General features: G+C 32.6%; 18 protein-coding genes and 2 pseudogenes. 5 read left to right on the top strand and 15 right to left on the bottom strand.

Features of this window, described 5'->3' with window-relative positions:
- Positions 1-33: 33 nt before the first annotated feature.
- From AAFN87_RS04760 to AAFN87_RS04730, 7 genes are all read right to left on the bottom strand, one after another.
- Positions 34-2,388 carry an FtsX-like permease family protein gene (locus AAFN87_RS04760; RefSeq protein WP_347789873.1) on the bottom strand — a complete coding sequence of 785 codons (2,355 nt, stop codon included), beginning with the start codon at positions 2,386-2,388 and terminating at the stop codon, positions 34-36.
- Positions 2,389-2,441: 53 nt separating this feature from the next.
- Positions 2,442-3,767 (bottom strand): MFS transporter, encoded by a 1,326-nt coding sequence (locus tag AAFN87_RS04755; RefSeq protein ID WP_347789872.1) that lies wholly within the window; start codon positions 3,765-3,767, stop codon positions 2,442-2,444.
- 256 nt (positions 3,768-4,023) lie between these two features.
- Complete coding sequence (locus tag AAFN87_RS04750; protein ID WP_347789871.1) at positions 4,024-4,782, bottom strand: thioesterase II family protein; 759 nt, start codon at positions 4,780-4,782, stop codon at positions 4,024-4,026.
- Between the two features lie 460 nt (positions 4,783-5,242).
- Positions 5,243-5,506, bottom strand: coding sequence for a hypothetical protein (locus tag AAFN87_RS04745; RefSeq protein WP_347789870.1), 264 nt, complete (start codon positions 5,504-5,506; stop codon positions 5,243-5,245).
- Positions 5,496-6,569, bottom strand: a complete 1,074-nt coding sequence (locus AAFN87_RS04740) for a condensation domain-containing protein (protein ID WP_347789869.1) — start codon at positions 6,567-6,569, stop codon at positions 5,496-5,498. Before AAFN87_RS04740 ends, AAFN87_RS04745 begins: the two co-directional genes overlap by 11 nt.
- Before the next feature lie 50 nt (positions 6,570-6,619).
- A complete protein-coding gene (locus AAFN87_RS04735; RefSeq protein ID WP_347789868.1) occupies positions 6,620-8,704 on the bottom strand; it encodes a non-ribosomal peptide synthetase in 2,085 nt (694 codons plus the stop codon).
- Positions 8,628-9,065 (bottom strand): condensation domain-containing protein, encoded by a 438-nt coding sequence (locus AAFN87_RS04730; protein WP_347789961.1) that lies wholly within the window; start codon positions 9,063-9,065, stop codon positions 8,628-8,630. The genes AAFN87_RS04735 and AAFN87_RS04730 overlap by 77 nt, the downstream gene beginning before the upstream one ends.
- Before the next feature lie 22 nt (positions 9,066-9,087).
- Between AAFN87_RS04730 and AAFN87_RS04725 the strand changes: the two are divergent.
- Both AAFN87_RS04725 and AAFN87_RS04720 read left to right on the top strand, forming a co-directional pair.
- Positions 9,088-9,387, top strand: a pseudogene (locus AAFN87_RS04725) (ABC transporter ATP-binding protein C-terminal domain-containing protein); the annotation flags it as partial.
- Positions 9,380-10,114, top strand: a complete 735-nt coding sequence (locus tag AAFN87_RS04720; protein WP_347789867.1) for an ABC transporter ATP-binding protein — start codon at positions 9,380-9,382, stop codon at positions 10,112-10,114. The pseudogene AAFN87_RS04725 and the gene AAFN87_RS04720, both read left to right, overlap by 8 nt.
- A gap of 581 nt (positions 10,115-10,695) precedes the next feature.
- Here the strand turns inward: AAFN87_RS04720 and bsh are convergent.
- From bsh to AAFN87_RS04700, 4 genes and pseudogenes are all read right to left on the bottom strand, one after another.
- On the bottom strand, positions 10,696-11,685 hold the full coding sequence (gene bsh, locus AAFN87_RS04715; protein ID WP_347789960.1) for a choloylglycine hydrolase: 990 nt from the start codon (positions 11,683-11,685) through the stop codon (positions 10,696-10,698).
- A gap of 491 nt (positions 11,686-12,176) precedes the next feature.
- On the bottom strand, positions 12,177-12,329 hold the full coding sequence (locus AAFN87_RS04710; RefSeq protein ID WP_347789866.1) for a hypothetical protein: 153 nt from the start codon (positions 12,327-12,329) through the stop codon (positions 12,177-12,179).
- A gap of 260 nt (positions 12,330-12,589) precedes the next feature.
- A complete protein-coding gene (locus tag AAFN87_RS20025; RefSeq protein WP_481886447.1) occupies positions 12,590-12,730 on the bottom strand; it encodes a linear amide C-N hydrolase in 141 nt (46 codons plus the stop codon).
- A 389-nt stretch (positions 12,731-13,119) separates the two neighbouring features.
- Positions 13,120-13,312: pseudogene (locus AAFN87_RS04700) on the bottom strand (cysteine hydrolase family protein); the annotation flags it as partial.
- A 150-nt stretch (positions 13,313-13,462) separates the two neighbouring features.
- Here AAFN87_RS04700 and AAFN87_RS04695 point away from each other — a divergent pair.
- The 3 genes from AAFN87_RS04695 (at position 13,463) to AAFN87_RS04685 (ending at position 15,886) form a co-directional block, all read left to right on the top strand.
- On the top strand, positions 13,463-14,185 hold the full coding sequence (locus tag AAFN87_RS04695) for an ABC transporter ATP-binding protein (RefSeq protein ID WP_347789959.1): 723 nt from the start codon (positions 13,463-13,465) through the stop codon (positions 14,183-14,185).
- Positions 14,186-14,261: 76 nt separating this feature from the next.
- Positions 14,262-15,089, top strand: coding sequence for an ABC transporter permease (locus AAFN87_RS04690; protein ID WP_347789865.1), 828 nt, complete (start codon positions 14,262-14,264; stop codon positions 15,087-15,089).
- A 14-nt stretch (positions 15,090-15,103) separates the two neighbouring features.
- Positions 15,104-15,886 carry an ABC transporter permease gene (locus AAFN87_RS04685; protein WP_347789864.1) on the top strand — a complete coding sequence of 261 codons (783 nt, stop codon included), beginning with the start codon at positions 15,104-15,106 and terminating at the stop codon, positions 15,884-15,886.
- A gap of 136 nt (positions 15,887-16,022) precedes the next feature.
- On the opposite strand, the gene AAFN87_RS04680 is transcribed toward AAFN87_RS04685, so the two are convergent.
- The 4 genes from AAFN87_RS04680 to AAFN87_RS04665 form a co-directional block, all read right to left on the bottom strand.
- Positions 16,023-17,501, bottom strand: a complete 1,479-nt coding sequence (locus AAFN87_RS04680) for a HAMP domain-containing sensor histidine kinase (protein ID WP_347789863.1) — start codon at positions 17,499-17,501, stop codon at positions 16,023-16,025.
- A complete protein-coding gene (locus AAFN87_RS04675; protein ID WP_347789862.1) occupies positions 17,489-18,166 on the bottom strand; it encodes a response regulator transcription factor in 678 nt (225 codons plus the stop codon). Before AAFN87_RS04675 ends, AAFN87_RS04680 begins: the two co-directional genes overlap by 13 nt.
- Positions 18,167-18,509: 343 nt before the next feature.
- Positions 18,510-19,781, bottom strand: coding sequence for a RidA family protein (locus AAFN87_RS04670; RefSeq protein WP_347789861.1), 1,272 nt, complete (start codon positions 19,779-19,781; stop codon positions 18,510-18,512).
- Between the two features lie 626 nt (positions 19,782-20,407).
- Positions 20,408-20,929: an NUDIX domain-containing protein gene (locus AAFN87_RS04665; RefSeq protein ID WP_347789860.1), complete on the bottom strand. Its 522-nt coding sequence runs from the start codon at positions 20,927-20,929 to the stop codon at positions 20,408-20,410.
- Positions 20,930-21,031: the final 102 nt, after the last annotated feature.

The raw sequence follows: 21,031 nt of genomic DNA, 5'->3' as shown, positions 1-21,031 counted from the left end.
ATATATTCCTCCATTGCATAGTCTTTCAACTTCTTAACCCTTTAAAATATCAGATAAATCATCTTTTACGGTTACTTTACAGCACACAGATATAGTGATACCTACTACTACAACTAATACTAATGGACATAGTAGCCAAATCTGCCATACAACGTTTACTAACTCTATTTTTGCAGCTCCCATAGTAGACATTCCCATACTTACAAGAAACTCTCCTAAGTAATTAGAAGCGAATACACCTACTACGATACCTAATATTAGTACCATTAATGTTCCCGCCATATATTGTTGTTTAATATTATTGGCGGTTAAACCCACACTTCGCATAATAGCTATTTGAGACATATCCTTTGATAATAACATTCTCAGGAATAGCGCTGTAATTAAAACAATAATTATTAATGCAATGGCAATTCCACCTATTACAACGGTGCTCATTTGTCTAATAATATTGCCAAGAGTTTGCTGAGTATATTCTTTAATATCATTTACCTGTGCAGAGGCATAATTATACTGATAGTAATCCATTTTTTCACGAATATTAACATCCTTAGCCACATCCATGTTTACGATATACCATAGAATAGAATTTTCGTTTAGTTCAAGACTAGTAGTTGCCTTTGCAGTTTTCCCGCCATTTGTAATATCTTGATAAATACCACTTACTTTCATAGTCTTTTCTGCTCCAGCAACCTTTACAGTTACCTTATCTCCCACCTTCTTGTCTAATCCATCTTTTGACGCATTCGCATAAGAAAGTGAAATTTCCCCATCCTCTTTCGGAGCTCTTCCTTCCAAATAACTTAGTGGAAATACTGAAAAATCTCCTGTTTCAATATTTATATAATCCCATGAACCTTCCGCATTTTTAACCTGAAACGAGCCTGTAATATAAGCAGCATATTTTTCAATATCCGGATCATTTTCTAATTCTTCCTGCAATTTTTTAAAATCTTGTGAAATAGTATCTGTTTTTCGAAGATCGATTCTCATATCAGATTTCCCCACACCCATGTATGTGGAAAATTCCGGTGAATTCATTGTATTGAAAACATTTATTGGAAGTATAATTATGAATGTACAGATAACAAATATAACAATAAGTAATCTATATAATTTGAAACGCTTAAATACATCTCTAATGCCCATATAAATATTGGTACTGAAAAAATTATTTTTAAGCAGTGAGAAGCTATATTTTTTATTCTTTCCACTCTGCATAATATCTGAGCGTAATGCTTCTACAGCAGAAATCTTATCAATTCTTTTTAGTAATTTCTTGAAGTACATAGTAATGATGAAATAAACAAATAATGGAGCAATAAGAGAAAGTACATATTTTAAGTTACCTGATAAGTCAGAAGATATGTAAAGTCTCATATTACCAGTAAACAGATTTACTACTACAAAGGAAAGTAAATATCCCACAATACCAGCAACTACTGATATGGCTCTATATTTATTAAGATATACCTTTTTAATATCTTTTTTGGATATTCCGATAGCTTTCATAACTCCGATTTCTCTTAAATCTTCATCAATCGTTGCCAGAAACGTAAGTCTGATACAGAGTGAAGCAATAATAATTAGCAAAATACTAATAAGTATAATAACCATTGCTACTATCGAATCTGACATGGCATTGAACAATAAGAATATTTTCCCGCCAACTGTAGGACCGTTTGCTGGAAGACCCGCATCAATATATGCTGTCTGAACAGCTTGAGCATCGCCTTTTTCATTTAGTTTGAATTGAATTAGGTATTCCCGTTCGCCTACTTGATTTACAAGCATTTCATTATAATCAACTTGATTGATGACAAAACGTTTTGACGAAGTAAGAGAAGAATTCATTTCATAATCTCGAGCATAATCTGAAATTGTAAAATCCTTTTCATAATCTCCTCTTTTCACCGTAATCGTTTCACCAATTTTTAAGTTATATTGCTGCATAAAATAAATAGGAACTGCGACTGTACCTTCCTTTACGTCCAACTTGTTATTGTTCAAATCCAAAATAAAGTCAAAGTTTTTATTTTGTACAACAAATGAAATGTCCTGTACAGTACCAGACATTGTATTATTGTTTCCAAAATATATATTGTTTCCATCTAAAGTAAGAAGAACCATCGTTTCCTGCATCGCAATATTTTCATGGTGTTCTTTTGTAAATCTATCGATATCTCGCTGATTATAATCTCCTGCATGCATCTGAGTTATATCAGCCGGGAATGCTTTATTTTGCAGTTCTGACATTGACTGCGTTAAATTTGCAATGATATTTGTTGCACTAGCTCCCAAAATTACTGCCATAATTATAAATATAAATATCGTAGCAGTAACAATTTTCTTTCTGTAGCAATCATTCTTTACCATTTTCAGAAACAAAGCTATTCCTCCTTCATCTAACAAAACGACTTCACTATTTTTAAAATTCTCATTTATTGAACTGAATTTTCAGTCTGTATTATCTCAGTTTCTTTTTGTGTCTCCATTTCTCGAATTCCCTTAGATTTAGAAACAAAAAGTGCCGTAATTATTAGTCCTAACCCAGATAGAATGATCAAAAAACCTATTCCTCTTGTTTCACCAGTACCAATAATTTTCCCAACAGTATTTGCTAGCACACCGCCTTCTACTAATGCTGGATTAAATACATAATCTGCAAGAACACCTGCAAAAACGTATGCAAATACGAAGCCAACTTGTGATATTAAAGAAATAAGTCCCCATGCTCTACCTTGTTTCTCGTTGTCAATGGATTTTCGTATTAAAACATCAATACATGTGGTTGCAAATGGTAATGAAGCAAAGAATAGAAATCCTGAAACAATAATGACTGGGATACTTGTTGTGGCGCCGAATCCTGCCATAGTAATACCAGATAAAATAAAACTAGCTACCATCACTTTTACAAAATTTCTTTTAATGATTCCCATACCGATCAAAATACTGGAAACCATCATACCGCATGCTACGATTGTCTGAAGAATTCCCGTTGTTTTCTCACTCGTAAAGGATAAAATCATTGGTTTTGATAGCACTTGAATGATTCCCATATAAAACATTAAAACGGAAACAAGTACTATAAGAAGCATAACTCCTTTAGATTCAACAATAATCTGCCATCCTTCTTTTAAATCCTTGAAAAAATCTAATTCTTTTTTTTCTTGAGGCTTTACCGCAAGAGATTTTCTTACAAAAAGTATTGTCGAAACTGTTACAGCAAGTGTTAAAATATCAATAATTATAATTATTTCCATACTGTAAAACGCTAAAATTAAACCACCAATAATTGGTGAAATCAAAAATTTTGAAGAGGAAGCAATCCCAACCATACCGCTTGCCTTTGCATACTCATCCTCTGTTAGTAAATCAGTTAGTGTTGCTTTATAAGCTGGATCTAACAATGATGAGAACGTTGAACTAAATCCTATACAAATGCAGATTTGCCACACTTGAATATTTCCTGTACTCATTAGCACTAATAATAAAAAGAGTCCCAACCCTGAGACACAATCACCAAGAATCATAAGGAGTCTTCTATCAAATCGATCTGCAAGAACTCCTGCAGCCGGACTAAATAAGATCATGGGCAGTAGCGCTGCCATTTCAACCATAGCAACATCCAATGCGGATTTCGTAAGTTGCCATACGTATACGCCAAGACCGAAAGCAGTCATACCAGTACCGATATTAGATATCAGGTCCCCCATCCAGATGACCAAGAATTTTTTATATCCATCATCTGTCTTTATGTCATTCAAATTTAGAATCCTCCTTCTTAATCAATATTATTTGTATTTTATATATTTTTTACCATATAAAAATTTTAAAATTACTACCCATATGTCAAAACAGCAAAAATATCTGTTTCTCATTTTCAAGTTTTTTTTAGGCAAATCATACTTCTTATTAATTTGCCGGTATGCAATCTCTCTTTTCGTCTACGAAGCCCTTGTTTAAACAAGATGCAACAATCGATTCCCAGGTCTAAGATTACTCAGACCTGGGAAGAACAGCTTAAAATCTGTCCTTTACTTTCATCACTTCTAAATTCATAAACTGATTGATGTATTTGACAACTTCATTTTCCATATTGTGAATAAACATATGCTCTGCACTTTTCATAGAGGTTACATTTAAATCTTGAACAAGGTAATCATTCCACATAATCGCTGAACTAAAATTCTCGGATTTATCATTTTCTCCCCATAACAAATGTGTTTCGATATCAATTTTTTTGTATGGAGCTTTTGCTGAAGATTCTAAAATTCCATAATCAGCGCGAAATATTGGAAGCATAATTTTCATTAACTCTTTGTCTTTTAATACAGCCTCTGGCATACCTCCATAAACCTGTATTTGTTTTATCAAGTCTTCATCACTAAACTTGCTATACTGTTTATTCGCAAAGCTGGATGGTGCAACAGATGCAGATAATATTAATGTTTTCGGAAGAATTTTTTCCTGATTTTGAATCATTCTTTCTAACAAGAAATATGACACTATGCCACCCATGCTATGTCCAAAAAATGCGCTTCCTGGGCGAATAATTTTTGATATATCCTGAGAATATAACGAGATCAGTTCATTAATATCACTAATTAATTCAAGTTGAGAACCAAAATGTCCAGGAGGATTTGCCACCCATATTTCAACATCCTCCGACAATGCACGAACAATTTCATAAAACGAGTTTACATATCCACCTAGATAAGGAAAACAAATTAACTGCCCTTTATTACCTTCTTTGGATTTGAAAAATGTTTTTAGCTCCATAATGATTTCTCCTATATAAACTAAATATTATGCTCCAATCCCAACATATTCGGGTAATACTTGAAGCTTCTGTTCAATACTCCTCTTCTTCATAAGGAAATGCATAATTACAACAGAAACTGCAAAAAATGCAATCTGTAATAGTTGAACCTGTGCATTAAAATAATAGAGCTCAAGTCTAGCACCTGATGAAATTAGCCAGAATAATAAAACGTAAAAGAGTAGATTTCCGTTTGTCGCATTAAACATATAACTAACAAATATAAGGAATAACATTAACTGGATAACGTACAATGGAAAAATTGCTGCCAATTCAAATGATTCAATTACATATCCTAGTAATACATAGATACCGAATACAAGACCTGTAAGAACGTTAATGTCATTTCAGGCACTTCAAAACCAGCTGCAATGGAACCAAAATGAATACTGCCTACATAAATAAGAAACATACCGATAATTATGGGAAACATATCAAATCTTTTTTCCTAGGAATAAACTTACTAAAAAGGTTTTTTAGTGCTTTAACGCCGCCCATTAACCAATAAACATATAGACCTGCAATAGATGGCGAATACAAAGCTATCATTACAATCGGGTTAGTAAATGAAGTTTCACCAAAAATTTTTGTAAAAAAATCGTCAAAAATCATAGATGTTGATGCAAGCCCCCAACATAAGCCAAATGTAATAATTAAATAAATAGTTAGATATTTATTTTTCATTTGTTATAACCTCCCCCTGTTCGCTTCTTTTTTCTACAATTTTTTCAATTTTCTCCTCATCAATTCCAATAACATCTTCAAATTCAATGTAAAGATTATCACTATCATAATTTAATGTTACAGACATCCGTGCAATGCTGCTTTCTGTATTATTGTGAGCAAATGCTTTTTTCTCCTCCGCTTTAACAAAACCTTGGAAATTATAGAGGATGAAGTTACAAATCTTTTTATCATTAAAATAGTATTTTCCAAGAAGCTGATTTAAATTTGGATACTCCTTACTAAATCGTTCTTCCCCAAGTAATGTTAGATAATTAATGGAATGATCTTTACAAAGCTGAATAGCAGTTTCAACTGATGTTTTTTTCCCTTTTTCACTAACGATAGGTACAATATCTAAAAATTCGCCTACGCTATTATAAAAATCCTTATCCCGATAACTTCTTGCATACTCAAGAACTGCAAAGGGAATTACTTCTGCTTCAGTGTAATCTCTTAAAATATCTGATACGAAATCAAATGCATACCACCAAATATCTAAATGTTTTTTATCCGGTAGAGGTATTATAAATTTCACATTATTTCGTAAATTATAATTACTCTCTGGTAGTTCGAGTACCTTACAGTTATTTTCGCTCCACTTCACCAAATTAAATTTTTCAATTAGCTCCTTCTCACTAATCCCTATTGGTCCTTGTTTCAGCACATCAACATACTCTTTAAAACTTCGAATAGGTGTTTCCATTTTCGATGTACCTTTTAATTCCTGTTCAATCTGAAATTTGATAATCTCGGCACTCATTCCACCGAATATTAAATGATCTGCACCCCAGATAATCAAATGTCTCGTATCACTTTCTTTTAATACACACATCCGCCACAGTAGTTCATTATCTGAGTATGTTCTTAATAGTATTTCTTCACTAAGATTATTGATGATATTTGTTTTTATACTCTCTGTATACATAGATATATCTACATACGTAAGATAATTACTAATAATTGTTGCAAATTTTTGTACTTCATGTTCACACCATTTCTTTTCACCATCGGTTTCGACCAAGGAGCAATGAAGCAACTGATTCCTACCTATCACATCCTCAATAGTATTATTTATACTATTTCGGAAAATATTCCATAAATAAAACTTATAAATCCACTATGATTCGACCCTTTGGACATATGACCTTTCTGAATTGGAGATAGAGAAAACTCCGTTACTGTATCAGATGCTGTAATAATGTCAGAAACACTTTCAATACGAGCAGTGACATTCTTTACGAGGCTACTAATTTGTTTTGCATTTAATTTTATATTTTTTATTGTATTCATCGTTTCTTTCATAGAAGGCAAAGCTTCCGAAAGCGGTTCTTTCGATGCAGCAATTTTTTCTGCCGTCTGATACTGGAAAATTTCATTAATCTTTAGTTCCACACCTTTTTTAGATAATGCCTTCATTAAAGCAATGGCTTTAATCGATTGTCCGCCGAAATGGAAGAAATTATCCTTTATCCCAAAATCTTTAACATCTAGTATCACCTGCATTGTATTAAGAATTATTTTTTCTAATGGGGTTCTTGGCTCATCATGCACTGTGGATTTATTAGTATAGTGTTCAACTTTCGCAAGTGCTTTTCTATCAACCTTGCCGCTAAAGTTAAGTGGGAATTCTTTTAAGACCATAAATTTAGATGGAATCATATATTCAGGTAATCTATTAATCAAATTATTTCGCACATAATCTCCATCATATTTTTCACTATGATTATCGTCATTCACGGTATAGTATGCCGTCATACATAATATTCCGAGATTATCCTTATCTGCAGTAACAATCACATTTTTTATTCCCTCAATATTTTTAATATGTCTCTCAACTTCGCCAAGCTCGACTCTAAATCCTCTAATTTTTATCTGAAAATCCTTGCGACCTAAAAATACGAGTTCTCTACTGCTGTTCCATATGACTTTATCACCAGTACAGTACACTCTTTTACCGCCTACCGCATCAAGTTTAATAAATTTTTCATCTGTAAGGGCTTCTCTATTTAGATAACCTTCTCCAATTCCATCCCCGCCTAAACACAATTCACCAGCAACGTTCATCGGCACCAATTGTTTCTTTTCGTCGACTACATATACCGTTGTATTAGACAATGGATAGCCGATAGGAATAATAGAAACATCCTCTATATCATCTATGGGATAATATGTTGCAAATACTGCCGATTCACTTGGACCATATGCATTAATAAGCTTTCCTTTACCGATTTGTTTTACAGTTTGTTGCGCATGTGTTAGAGAAATCTGTTCTCCAGCTACAATGATTTTACGCACATTCTTTAAAAACTCGACCTTCCAGTCAACTAACATGTGGAATAATGCTGTCGAAATACAAAAAACACTAATTCTTTTCTTGTCTATAAAGTCTGCAAGTAATGGAATATCAAGGGAGGTCTCTCTTGGAATAATTACAAGATTGGCACCATTCAGTAGAGCTGCATAAATATCAAATACTGAACAGTCAAATACATAATTAGATATTTGCATAATTCTGTCATTTTCACTTATTTCGATATAATTAGTACTCTTAACTACACGAACTACATTTTTATGCTTAATTAATGTTCCTTTTGGTTTACCTGTAGAACCGGACGTATAGATAACATAAATAAGATCATCACTATTGAAATTTTTCGGTGTATACTTAGATTCTATCCCGCTATCATATTCTCTATTTAGTGTATTTTCATCTTCATCAATTAGGAATTTCTCAATTTCCGAACTTACTTTTTCTTCCATAGAATGATCTGTTACAATCACTTTGCTTCTGCAATCCTCTAGAATATACTCAATTCTTTCTGGAGGATATTTAGGGTCAATTGGCACATACACCGCACCAAGTTTCATAATGCCCAACATACTGACAATTTGAATATAGCCACGGTCTAAAAGTATTGCCACTTTATCCTGATGTTCAATATTTCTTTCTTTGAGTTTTTCCGCTAACTGATTTGCCATATTATTTAACTGTTTGTACGAAATTTCTTCCTCCAACCACTCAATAGCAATAGCATTTGGCGTATCTCTGGCATACTTTTCAAAAATATTTAACACCGTTTTATGTGCTGGATAATCCGTGGTAGTTTGATTTACTGACTTTTCCGCTTTTGTAAAAATCGTTTTGCCATTTGGCAAAATCTTTATACTGAATCTCTAAATCAGGAAGTTCTTCACATTGATAAATTAATCCGATTTCTTTTAGAAGTATACCTAATGAACTCTGGTCTGAGATAATATGATGCATATCAAGAACCATTACATGTTCTACCTCATTTAAGCTAATAAAAGTTACTCGCAATAATGGTGCTTTTTCTAGGTTAAATCGCTTTATATTTTCTGTTATTGCTTCTTCTAAATTCTCTTTCTCAGTCGTTTGATACATCACTTTAAAATCTACATTTTCTTCGATAATTTGAACTACTTCACCATCCACCATGTCGAATCGGGTTTTGAATGCTTCATGTCTCTGTACGACTTTAGAAAAGCAATTTTGGATTTTTTTCTGATCTAATTTACCTTTGACACGTGCTGCAATTTCAAAACCTCAACTTATTTTACTAGATGAGCCAATGGCAGGCCTAAACGCTGAAGAATCAAAACAATTAGTGGAGGTTATTTTGAAAATGCGAGCAAATGGAATTACATTTTTATTCGTGGAACATGACTTGGAAACTGTTTTGTCTATTTCAGATCGTTTAATCGTAGTAGACAATGGTATAAAAATTGGAGAAGGTAAACCTTTAGAGATTTTCCAAAATCCACTTGTTGTGGCAGCATACTTGGGCGATGATAATGAAGTAGGTGTTGCAAATGCTTAAAGTTGAAAATTTGCATACCTATCATGGCTTTTTACATGTTCTTAAAGGTTTAGATTTTGTATTATCAGAAGGTGAATTACTATCAATTGTCGGCTCAAATGGTTCTGGGAAGAGTACCCTACTCGGTACTTTAGCAGGTGTGTATACACCAAGTAACGGAAATATTGAATACAAAGGGTTTAAAATTACAAAAGACAGTGTACAGAAGACTGTTTCCAAAGGAATTTGTTTAGTGCCTGAACGAAGACAAATTTTTTCTTCCCTATCTGTAAAAGATAATCTAATATTAGGTTCTTATCATCGTTATAGAAAAGATAAGAAAACTATTCAGTATGACTTTGATGAAATCATAGAGTTATTTCCACGCTTAAAGCCTATGCTTAATCGTTCTGCTGGATTATTGTCAGGTGGTGAGCAACAGATGGTAGCTATTGGACGCGGTTTAATGGCCAATCCTAAAGTCTTACTACTTGATGAACCAACATTAGGACTTGCTCCATTAATAGTGAAAGATATTATGAATATTTTACGTAAACTATGTGATGAACGTAACACTTCAATTATTTTAGTAGAACAGAATGTAAAAGCTGCCTTAAAGATTGCCGATAATGCATGCGTATTAGCACATGGCAAGATAACAATGTCGGGTACAGCTAAAGAATTAATAAACAACCCCAAAATACAAGAAGCCTATTTTGGAAAACTCAAACAAGAACTAAATAGATAACATAAATTTATATGTAACATTGCACGTAATTAGAGACAATGCTAACTACCTATTGAGCAGTAATTCAATTCTTCTAATATAAGGCATTTTCTCGTATCGAGTAGGAGGCTAGCCATTAATTGGCTAGCCGACCACTCAAACCACACGTTCGTACGGTTCCGTATACAGCGGTTCAATCCCTTGAGTATCTACGCTCATAAAGTAAGGACAAGTCTTTCAATCCCCATTTTTGAGCTTTTCATTTGTTAAAGCTTGATGTATAATTCCGCTTCCTGAAAAGCACTCACTAATACCTTTATTCCTATTTTTAGATAGCAAATAAAAAACGAATTTCTCAACGGAAATTCGTTCTTAATCGTTATACTAGCTCCAATCAAGCCACCGCTTCATAACGTGATGAATGCTGACGGTAGAATAACATACTACGATGTGGCGCTGTACTCACCTATTAAAGCTAACTTAAGTCAGCTGCTTTTACGTGACAAGATAATTGGTCGTAATTACCCTGTAAGCTATTTCTTCTTTCGTACTGGTACTTTGCTATCCGCTTATAACTAACCCTTTTATCAACATTAATGAATCTAATTCTGATAGTTGATATCCTGGTTTATAAGGTATTTAAAAATTTTGAGATTTGTCCCCTCTAGTTGTTCTTTATGCATATCTATCGCATTGATACGATTATTTTCATAAGTTTTATAATAATAAACACCTTTTTCTTGATCCATACATGAAGAATAGGTTGTAAAATCTTCTAACCCTTCATCTGTAAGGACCCCTCCTTTAACCATTTTCACATAATCCAACATATGGAAAAATTGTGCAATAGATTGTCCGTCTCCTTCAATTTTAGGCATATGTGAGCGAATATAAGCAATCCTTACAAATCTAGAAACTGAAGCAAAGTCACCAGGTATACCTAATGTTCCAGCTCCAACGCCTAATGCTTTTAATGTTCGCTCACCCCATTTGGTTTCTTTTGGTGAAGTCGGTGTCAGATGTAAATATTCATTTAAGTTAGTTAAATGCCAATCAAAGGTAGGGTTGTTGGCGATAACTCCGATAAGATTGTCATGTACAGCCAAGCGGTTTTTTGTCTTTTCTACCACAATCGCCTTGCCTGTCTTATCTGCAATCATCCAGTGAAGCATTGCAACAGGTGTTTTGTCATTGATTGGGCAATCCACAAGTTCTAAATGCTCAATTCCTTGTTTAACTTCTTCTACTGTTTCGTGATTTGATAATACCCATTGTATAAAGTCGTATGGTGCAATATTATTTTTTCCTTCAATCGGTTCTTTCTCAAAATATGCATATCCTTCAAAATTTAATCCTGCGCAGGCTAAGCCAACTTCATTCATAGCATCCGCTAGAACAGGATGGTTGTCAATTACCGTCCCCATTCCAATAATAGCACGCTTATTGGTTACTATATTACCAGTTACTTTATCTTGATATTGATAGTTTCTTGGAATAATCATAACTGCTTGACGGAAATAATATGCTATGTCCATATTCCTTCCAAAAAACCACTTACCCTCTTCAGATTGAATGCTTAATCCTGTGCAAATATTGGCTCACCTCATTTTTATCCTAACCACTTATTTTCCAACTATATTTTTCTCCATTTTTCAATTTTTATACAACCTATGTACTTATGGTAACCATTATTGAATCAGTTTGGTTTTACAGTAGTCTAACTCAAACTCTCTGTAGTATTAGTCTTCTCAATTATTACAATTAGTTCATAAAGCGTGATATTTTCAATCAATTCTTTTCCGTTGGCTACTCGTTTCATTTCAATATAAACAATTCCCGTAAACAATAGTCTACGGGAACTTAAAAAAACACTTCTGTCTTCAGTTAAAACCCTTGATATTCTTTAATTCAAGGCCATTTCTAGTTTAGCAATACAACTGACTCCACGTGTGTGTATATGTGAAAACAAAAGAGATGTTACTGGGTAGATTTAGGAATTGACTAAGTCCTACCCTGTTAAATTTTTCAAAAGAACTTCGAATAATAAAAACATAGGGAGATTTTAGTCTTCCTATGCTTTCATTCATAATTTATCTGTTTGTTCTTGTTTTTTTTTCAAATACTCCGCACGTATTTTTTCAAGGTGCTGCTTTTTATCAAATTTGGCAGGCTTGTGTTTTTCATGATACTTTGCCACAGCCACCTGACCTTTGGTATCCAATTGATATTTCCCCACTTTGTTCACCTACTTTTCTTGTCTATAAAGAGAATCTATTCAACAAATATAATATACCTTATATTACTGAAGTAAACCTTATTACTATATTAGTATACTGCTTAATCTTGCATATATCAGTAAAAACTTAGTGAAATAATTCATAGCCAAATGCTATTCATTTTCAGCCTGTCATTATCTCGTGATATTAGACTATCGAGCATTTGGTAAAGATAGTGAACCTGAAGTTGTTCAAGTCGATCAAGAAGATGATTATGAGATTACCTTCCTTGCCGAACAGGGTTTACCCCCTTGGTTTCCTTTGGTGAAGTCGGTGTCAGATGTAAATACTCATTTAAGTTAGTTAAATGCCAATCGAAGCTAGGGTTGTTGGCCATAACTCCGATGTAATTGTCATGTATTTTTATACAACCTATGTACTTATGGTAATCATTATTGAATCAATCAATTCTTTTCCGTTAGGTACCAGGTGTGTTGATTATCCAAATATTCGTAAATGAAAAGCGTGATTTCTCTATTAGAATAAACAATAAAAGACACTTTCTAGTTGATTGGAGCGAAGGTGACTCGACTCCTGCAAAGTAATTTGCGACGAGTAACCGCAGGAGCAGGAACAGCACGAGCTGAAAATCCATTTATTTCGGTTCTAGCCGAAATAAATTAGTTGAAGCCGTGCCTGCGGAAAGCGAGTCAACCGTAGCGGAAATCAACGTTTTCTAAAACTATAAGTAACAAAAAAAGGTGAATCAACACGCTTGATATTATGTATATCTTCTGCATCTAAATATTAATCATTTTGGTCCTTCAAACTAAAGGCTGCTGTAGCATCTGAAATCAGGTATGTGTTTAAACCTAAATATCCACTCATTCTTATAGTTGATTAAATGAGGAGTTTTCAAACTAATGATCACAACTGTTGATATTTTTGCTTATAAATTTTTTTCTAAATTTGAACCAATAAAGCTACTATTTACTATCTTTGAGGAGTATCGAATCGATTGCTTGTTAAGAAAATAAATTTTAAATAGTTGATAAAAAGTTGATAACTTTATGTTTTTATAGTTATACGAAGGGATGTGCATTGTTAGATCCTAAAAATCTTTTAAGAAGGAGAGAGATTTAAATTGAAAAGCATGATAGAGGTTCAAAATGTAAGTAAAACTTTAAACAAACGAAAGGTTATTCAAAATATGACTTTTAATGTTATGAAAGGAGATATATGTGGGTTTATCGGGCCGAATGGAGCCGGTAAAACTACACTAATGAAAATGGCCACTGGACTAATAAAACCTAGTGAAGGAGAAATTTTAATAAATGGAATTAATATTCAAAGGGATAGAGAAAAAGCGCTGTTTGAAGTTGGTGCAATAATAGAAGTCCCGGTGTTTTTTGAATATATAACAGGAAGAAAAAATCTTAGAAATCTTGCAAGATTAAATATTGGAATGGATCGTAAAGAACAATTTAAAAAAGTTGAAGAAGTATTAGAACTAGTTGGACTTAAAGATAGGGGCAACGATTTGGTAAAAAATTATTCTTTAGGAATGAAACAAAGATTAGGTATTGCACAGTCGCTACTAAACAATCCGTCCATTGTTATTTTAGATGAACCTTCTAATGGGCTTGACCCCATTGGTATGAAGGAATTACGTGAATTAATACTCAATCTTGCAAAAGAGTTCGATATTACTTTTTTTATCTCTAGTCATCTTCTTGATGAGCTTCAAAAGATTTGCAATAAATATATATTTATTAAAGAGGGATGTATTAAATGGATTGGAGACGCTGATAGTTTACTAAAGGATAAAGAAAAGGAAAAAGACTTAGAAGATGTTTTTTTAGACTTTATGGGATAATTCCCTTTTTTGTCAGATGATAAGTAATGAAAAAACCCAAAAATCTTTAATACATTTACAACAAAGGACTGTTTTAATGTTTAGATCATTATTTATATATGAGTTTGAAAAGTTTTGGTTTAAAAAGATAAATATTGTCTGTCTTATTGCAATACTAATTGTTAATTTATTATCATTGAAATTTGCTTTACAATCTAATAAAACAGCAGATATGACAGATATTGTATTCAATTCAAGTCTTAATTTTCACATAACTAGTTTACAAGAAATGCTTTTAACGGCTTTTAATGCAATTGTAATAACATTTTGTATTTTAAGCTTCCATGAAGAATATAGAAAAGGTTATTTAAGAATGACATTCATGAGGGGGATTTCTATAAGAAAATTATATATCGCAAAATCCTTAGTAATGAGTCTAAATATTCTTTTGACAATAATAATTCACCTTATAATTTCATTACTTATTGCTTTAATAGTTCTTCCTAAAACTAGTACTTCACCTTTATATTTTAAAGAAGGACTATACGGGATAAGTGACGTCGTATTCTTTTCTATAAAATACTACTTTTTAGCATATTTTAGTCTGTTAACTTTCGGGAGTATTATTGAATTTTTATCTATTAAATCCAGATCGATAGCAGGTGTTTTAGGCCTAAGTTTAGGTTTTGTATTTCTTAATTTTATTTATATTTCTTACGTTTCTTTCCTTTTTAAAAACTATCCAGTTAGCGACCCGCTGGTACTAAAATATAATTCATTATCTTTTGTGTTTGTCCAAGCAAAAGGAGTAGCTTATTTTGCTTCTGGAATTACAGATGTTTTTTTGTATAGCTTAATTTTCATGTATTTAATTTTCAAATCATTATCGTATTTAGCTTTTACGAATAAAAATTATTTAGAATAAAGGAGGACTGTATTATGCTAAGAATTATTTTATCAGAATTCGGGAGAATATTCTCGAAAAAAAGCACAAAAATCATATTCCTAATTACTGCTTTATTTCCAGTTTTAATTTTCTACTTTTTTCAACAACGTTGGGGTACAGACTATTATATTGTTAATGGAGTAAAATACTCATTAAACAATCTTAATTACCCAGTAACTCAAATGCTCGAATATAATTTTTTAGTTCTTTTTATTATATTACCACTATTTTTTAGCGAATCTTTAAGTTCCGAAATCGATTCTGGCGGGTACAAAATGATTCTACTTAGACCGTTCAAAAAATGGAAGCTTTTAGTAGGTAAGTGGATTGTTTTAGTTCTGACATATATGAGTATGCTCTTATGCGTATTTCTTATTAATTTCTTGATTGGGAATCTATTCCTGCCTCATGTAGAATTCACAAGTTATTACAATATTAATGAAAAACTAAACCTTTTTGATTCTATGATTTATAATTTAAAATTCTATTTAATTATTTTAATGGTGCATGTAGCTGTTCTCCCTATAATTTCAATATTAAGTATTGCTTTCAAAAAAACAATACTATCCTTCTTTGGAAGCATAGCACTAATGATTGGAGGTATGTATATATCCTTACCTTTACAAAACATTCTATTTAATACACCAGATGTTGCTTATTCTATCATAGGAGGAACATACGAACTTATAAATATGTTGATATTTATACTAGTTACCTTATTAATATTCGGTGTATCTTTATGGATGTGGAACAAACGAATAGGTAGTATTGTATAAAGAGCCTACCTTTGTTTCCGTAGTGTTGGCTAAGTACTTTCAAAAACGATAATAGTTGCATCTTCTAATAATGACAAACACCCCTAATTTTCGTTATTGGGGTGTTTGTTAATAAATAAGGCATCAAATTAATCTATTAATCATAGGTATGTGGAGTTTGTATTTTAGTTTTATTCCTTAATGATCGTGGTAAGAAAATTTCGATACTCGCACCACCCAAACAATTATTAAAGCCTTTAATCTTTCCATTGTGTTTTTCTACAATGAGCTTACAAATATAGAGACCAAGCCCTGAACTATTGGTAGACTTAATTCCTTCATCACCTTTATAATCTTTATTGAATATGTATTCAAGCTCCTCCTCATTAAACCCATTTCCAGTGTCAGAAATTTCAAAAGATATGCCAGCCTCTTCTTCCTTTATATCAAATTTTATTTCACCATTATTAGTAAATTTAATCGAATTTGATATAATATTTTCAAATACTTCATTCATTCTTATAGGATCAAAGCTGAACGTATCTTCTTCATGAATAGATGATACGATTTTAAACGAAATATTTTCCTTTGAACAAATTTGATCAAAGTTATCTTTTATTTTCTTTGTAAACTTACTTAAAGATACATCTTGAATAAACAATGAAAAATTGGTTCTTTCCAAGTCCCAAATCTCGTTTAACTGATTAATCATAACCCGTATTCTATCAGCATTATGAACTATAATGTCCATAGATTCTTTTTTTTGTTTACTTGTTAAACTTTGTTCATAACTAGATATTAATTCTAAGTGGCCATTAATAATGGTTACTGGTGTTTTAATATTATGTGTTAGAGAGAGAATCATGTCTTTACGTTGTTCTTCCATCGTCCATTGTTTTTTTAATGACTCTTGGAGAGTTTTTCTCATATCGTCAAACGATTTTAATACTTGTCCTATTTCATTGTTGTAAGAGGTATTGATTGCAAAATCTAATCTACCTTGTTTAATTGTTTCACTTGCTTTAATTACTTCTTTTAAAGGCTTATTAATGCCCCTAGCAAACAATAAAGAAAAGATAAATGCTGTGATAAAAGGGCAAAGTATCAATATGGGGAAAAATACAAACAGATTAAAAAAAGCTGTATAGCTTGTTTTATTAATCATCTTATTAATAAATTTCGAATTAAGAAATAACTTGTTTTTATACTTTAATATAAAGGCACCATCTATATTTTCACTGTGTATTGGTATATAAGAAATTATATGATTTTCATCTGTTACTATATTAACCTCCTCTGTCGGGCGATTTTGTATAATATTAGATAGTTCAGTAGGCATGGAATTAGACGTGGAGGTATAAGATATATTATCTTCAGTTAAAAAAATCCAATAATCAAAGTCGTCTGGTATCCTACTTTTCAGTTCTTTTTGATAGTTCTGATTCAAAACATTCTCAGCATTTATTTCAACATAATCCTTTATTTCGTTGACTTGTTTGAGATCATGAAATAAGATAATACAAATTAAGAGAACTATGATACTAAGGAAAGCAGCTAAGAAAGCACTTAATATGAAAAACAGAAGAAACTGCGTTTTTAACTTTAAATTTCTATTTATGTATTTCAATCTTCCCATTTATATCCGACCCCCCATACCGTTTTTATATAACAGTTATCAAAGGATGTATTCGTGGAAATTTTAGAACGAATTCTTCTGATATGCTCAGTGATAGTATTAATATCACTATCGCTAGTATATCCCCAGATTAATTCGAAGATTTTTTCTTTAGAAAACACTTGCCCTGGATGAGTAGATAGAAGTTCTATAATTTGATATTCTTTTTTCGTAAAGTCAATTAGTTGTTCGTTTATCTTAATACTCTTCGCTGAAATATCAACTTCAACTTCCCCTGATTTAATGAATGTTCTTTCATATTTTCGATCTAATTGATTGATATGTACTTTTACCCTGAGCATCAGCTCTTTCAAAGAAAAAGGTTTGACAATATAATCAACTCCCCCTACTAAGAAACCCTTAACTCTTTCTTGCTCAAGACCCTTTGCTGTTAAAAAAATAACCGGACAGGAGTTAACTTGTTTAATTTCTTCACAAACTGTGAAGCCATCTATATCAGGAAGTCCAACATCTAATAATATGATATCAAATTCTTCCTTTGTTTTACCTAAAGCTTCTTTTCCATTTAAAGCATAGTCTACAATATAACCCTCTACTTCTAGTGCTGGTTTTAAGAAAGAAATAATGTCTTCATTATCATCTACGATAAGTATTTTCCCCCTCAATTGAAGATCCCCTCCTTTCACTATACTACCGCGTAAGTTTAAATACATAACTTTCACAATTATATAGTAAAATTAGAATAATTATCCAACAAAAAACTTTGACTCGATTTTAGAATATATATTACCCCATTGTGCGATGGCACAGGTATCATATAGCAGCCATTTCGAAATTTCTGCCATAATCGGCAACTCTCGATACTTTTCCATCTGCTAATGTCAAAAAGAAGCTGCCCCAATTTTCATTTGAGACAGCCCCTTTTTATGAATAGGATATGCGATTTAGAATTCACCATCAACATTACCAAGTAACTTTGATAGTTCCTGTATTTTCAAATAAATACCGTTATGCTTTTGGAGGTGTTCCTTCAGCGTTTGATACAACAGCATCGATTTGGACTAAAGCATCTTTAAGTATAGCTGATACGCCAACTGTTCTTCGTGCAGGAACACCGCCTGGGAAGAATGTTTTGTAAGCTTCGTCTACAGCATCCATATCTGCAATATTTTTGAGGAAGATATTCACTTTAACTACATCTTCCATAACGTGATTAATACTTTCTACAATTGCCTTAATATTTTTTAAGCACTGTCCAGCCTGCTCTTTTGCACCGCCAGCTACCATTTCACCAGTTTTTGGGTCCAAAGGTAATTGAGCTGAAATGTGATTGTAATGAGAAAACGCTACAGTTTGTGTAGAATGAGAACACTTTGGTGCATTTTCAGTGTTGTTTGCCCATATAACGATTCCATGCCTGTCTTCAATAGCTTGTGGAGGTGTGCCATCTCCGTGTGACACCACTGCTTCAATTTGTACTAAAGCATCCATAGGCAAAGCTGAAGCTGCAACTGTTGTCCGTGCAGGGAGATATGTTGCGGCCCTCGCGATAGCCGAGTCTGGGAAAAATGTTTTATAAACCTCATTTACGGCTTCAATATCTGAGAGGTTTTTAAGGAAGATATTAATTTTAACAATATCGTCAAAAGGAACATCAATACTTTCTAAAATGGTCTTGATATTTTTTAAACACTGTCTAGCCTGCTGTTTTACACAGTCAGTTACTATTCTACCAGTTTCAGGACATATTGGTAATTGAGCTGAAAGATTATTGTAATGTGAGAAAGATACGGTTTGTGTAGATAAGGTACATGTTGGTGCATTTGCCGTGTTATTTGTAAGTTTTATGAGATCGCCAGCTTGTGGTGCATTTGGAATGGTACCTTCACCGTTTGTAACAAGTGCTTCAATTTGCACCAAAGCATCCATAGGTAAAGCAGCAACTGCAACAGTTGTCCGCGCAGGAACATAGGTTGGGAAGAATGTTTTATAAACTGCGTCTACAGCGTCAACATCTTTGATATTCTTAACGAAAACAGTAATTCTAACAACATCGCTCATAACATGATCAATGCTTTCTACAATTGCCTTAATATTTTTAAAGCACTGTTCAGCCTGTTCTTTTATACCACCAGCAACCAATTTACCGGATTTTGGATCGATAGGTAATTGAGCTGAAAGATTATTGTAATGAGAGAAAGCTACAGTTTGTGAATATAGACCTTTACCGTTTGGAGCATTTTCCGTATTTCTTGCTAATACTTCGTTAAAGCCGCTCATAATAATAGTCCCCTTTTAGATATATTTATTGACTCATGTTTCGCACCGAAAAAACTGGTCTAAACCATGGTTCCATGATTACAAGGACGAAAAACGGATTCGAAGTGAGAGTCGTGTTCGTACAAAACCGCAACAAGCAAAAAGAATGCCTAGCTGTGCTCAGTACAGATACAATCCTTTACGATGCTAAAAACATTCAAATATATGGCATCCGCTAAAGTACTGAGGTTTTCTTCATATCGGCCTCTTGTCTCTGTTTCGCCTTGCAAAAGAGCTCCAAGTTTACAGTAGCAGTGTTAACAGATCTCTCTTTTTTAATACATCCAGTTAATATTTCTCATAAAAAAACGGCTTATCTTTTAGGAGGTAATTCCTTAAAGATAACCGTTTTACTTATTGCGGCGTTTTTTAACAGGACATTTACAAGTTTTAATCCATCGCTGTTATTTGCTTCAAATAAAAATAAATCATTACCGTGCCAACAAAGATTCTGAAGCATAAATTAACTTATTTAAAGTTTCTATAAAAGGCTAATAACTGAATTATTACAAATTGTAAAAAACTAATTATTATGTACAACACCAAAACTAAAAAAAGAAACGCCCCCGCAGAAAGAATCGCACCCTTTAGGTGAAAATCGGTAACTCCCAATCCTCCAAAAGTCCCCAAGTAACTTCAGGGTTTCCTTTTAAAGATTTCATCGAACCTACATATACTTTTTCATTGTACTTGCCTACCTGGTCATAATGTTTAACTATTTCTTTGCTAGTAGCTGATACATTATCGTTCAGAAGAATACCATTGTAACCAATCCAAGAAAGCGATCCTTCCTCACTCTCAATTAAAGTAGAATTTTTTGAAGCATGTCCAACGAAAACATATTGTATTCGAATTTCATGATTGTCCTTTAACCTAAGCACAATATATTTAAGTGTAAGATTGTCTATGCATTCTTTCTTTAAACCCGTTTCTTCTTCAATCTCTCTGAAACAGGCTTTTTGAGGTTCATTTATTTCATCGTCTTTTATATGACCACCAATTGGAACTAAAAAGCCTGCGAGAAATGTGTTTTTTTGCTTTTTTTGAAGAAATAAAACTTCTTGTTCCTCATTTAAAAGGAAAGCAACAGCCATTTGTCTAAGTTTCAAAAATTTCACCCCTGATTTGATTTAAATAATCTATTCTTTTTTTTTAACTGAATCATTGTTTGTTGAACAAAAAGAATTAAGTTAAATCCCATATAAGATCCT

Source organism: Solibacillus sp. CAU 1738 (assembly GCF_039888725.1).
In the GTDB taxonomy this organism is placed as follows: Bacteria; Bacillota; Bacilli; order Bacillales_A; family Planococcaceae; genus Metasolibacillus.
The sequence above is the reverse complement of the archived record's forward strand: the minus strand, read 5'-3'. Positions and strand labels throughout refer to the sequence as shown.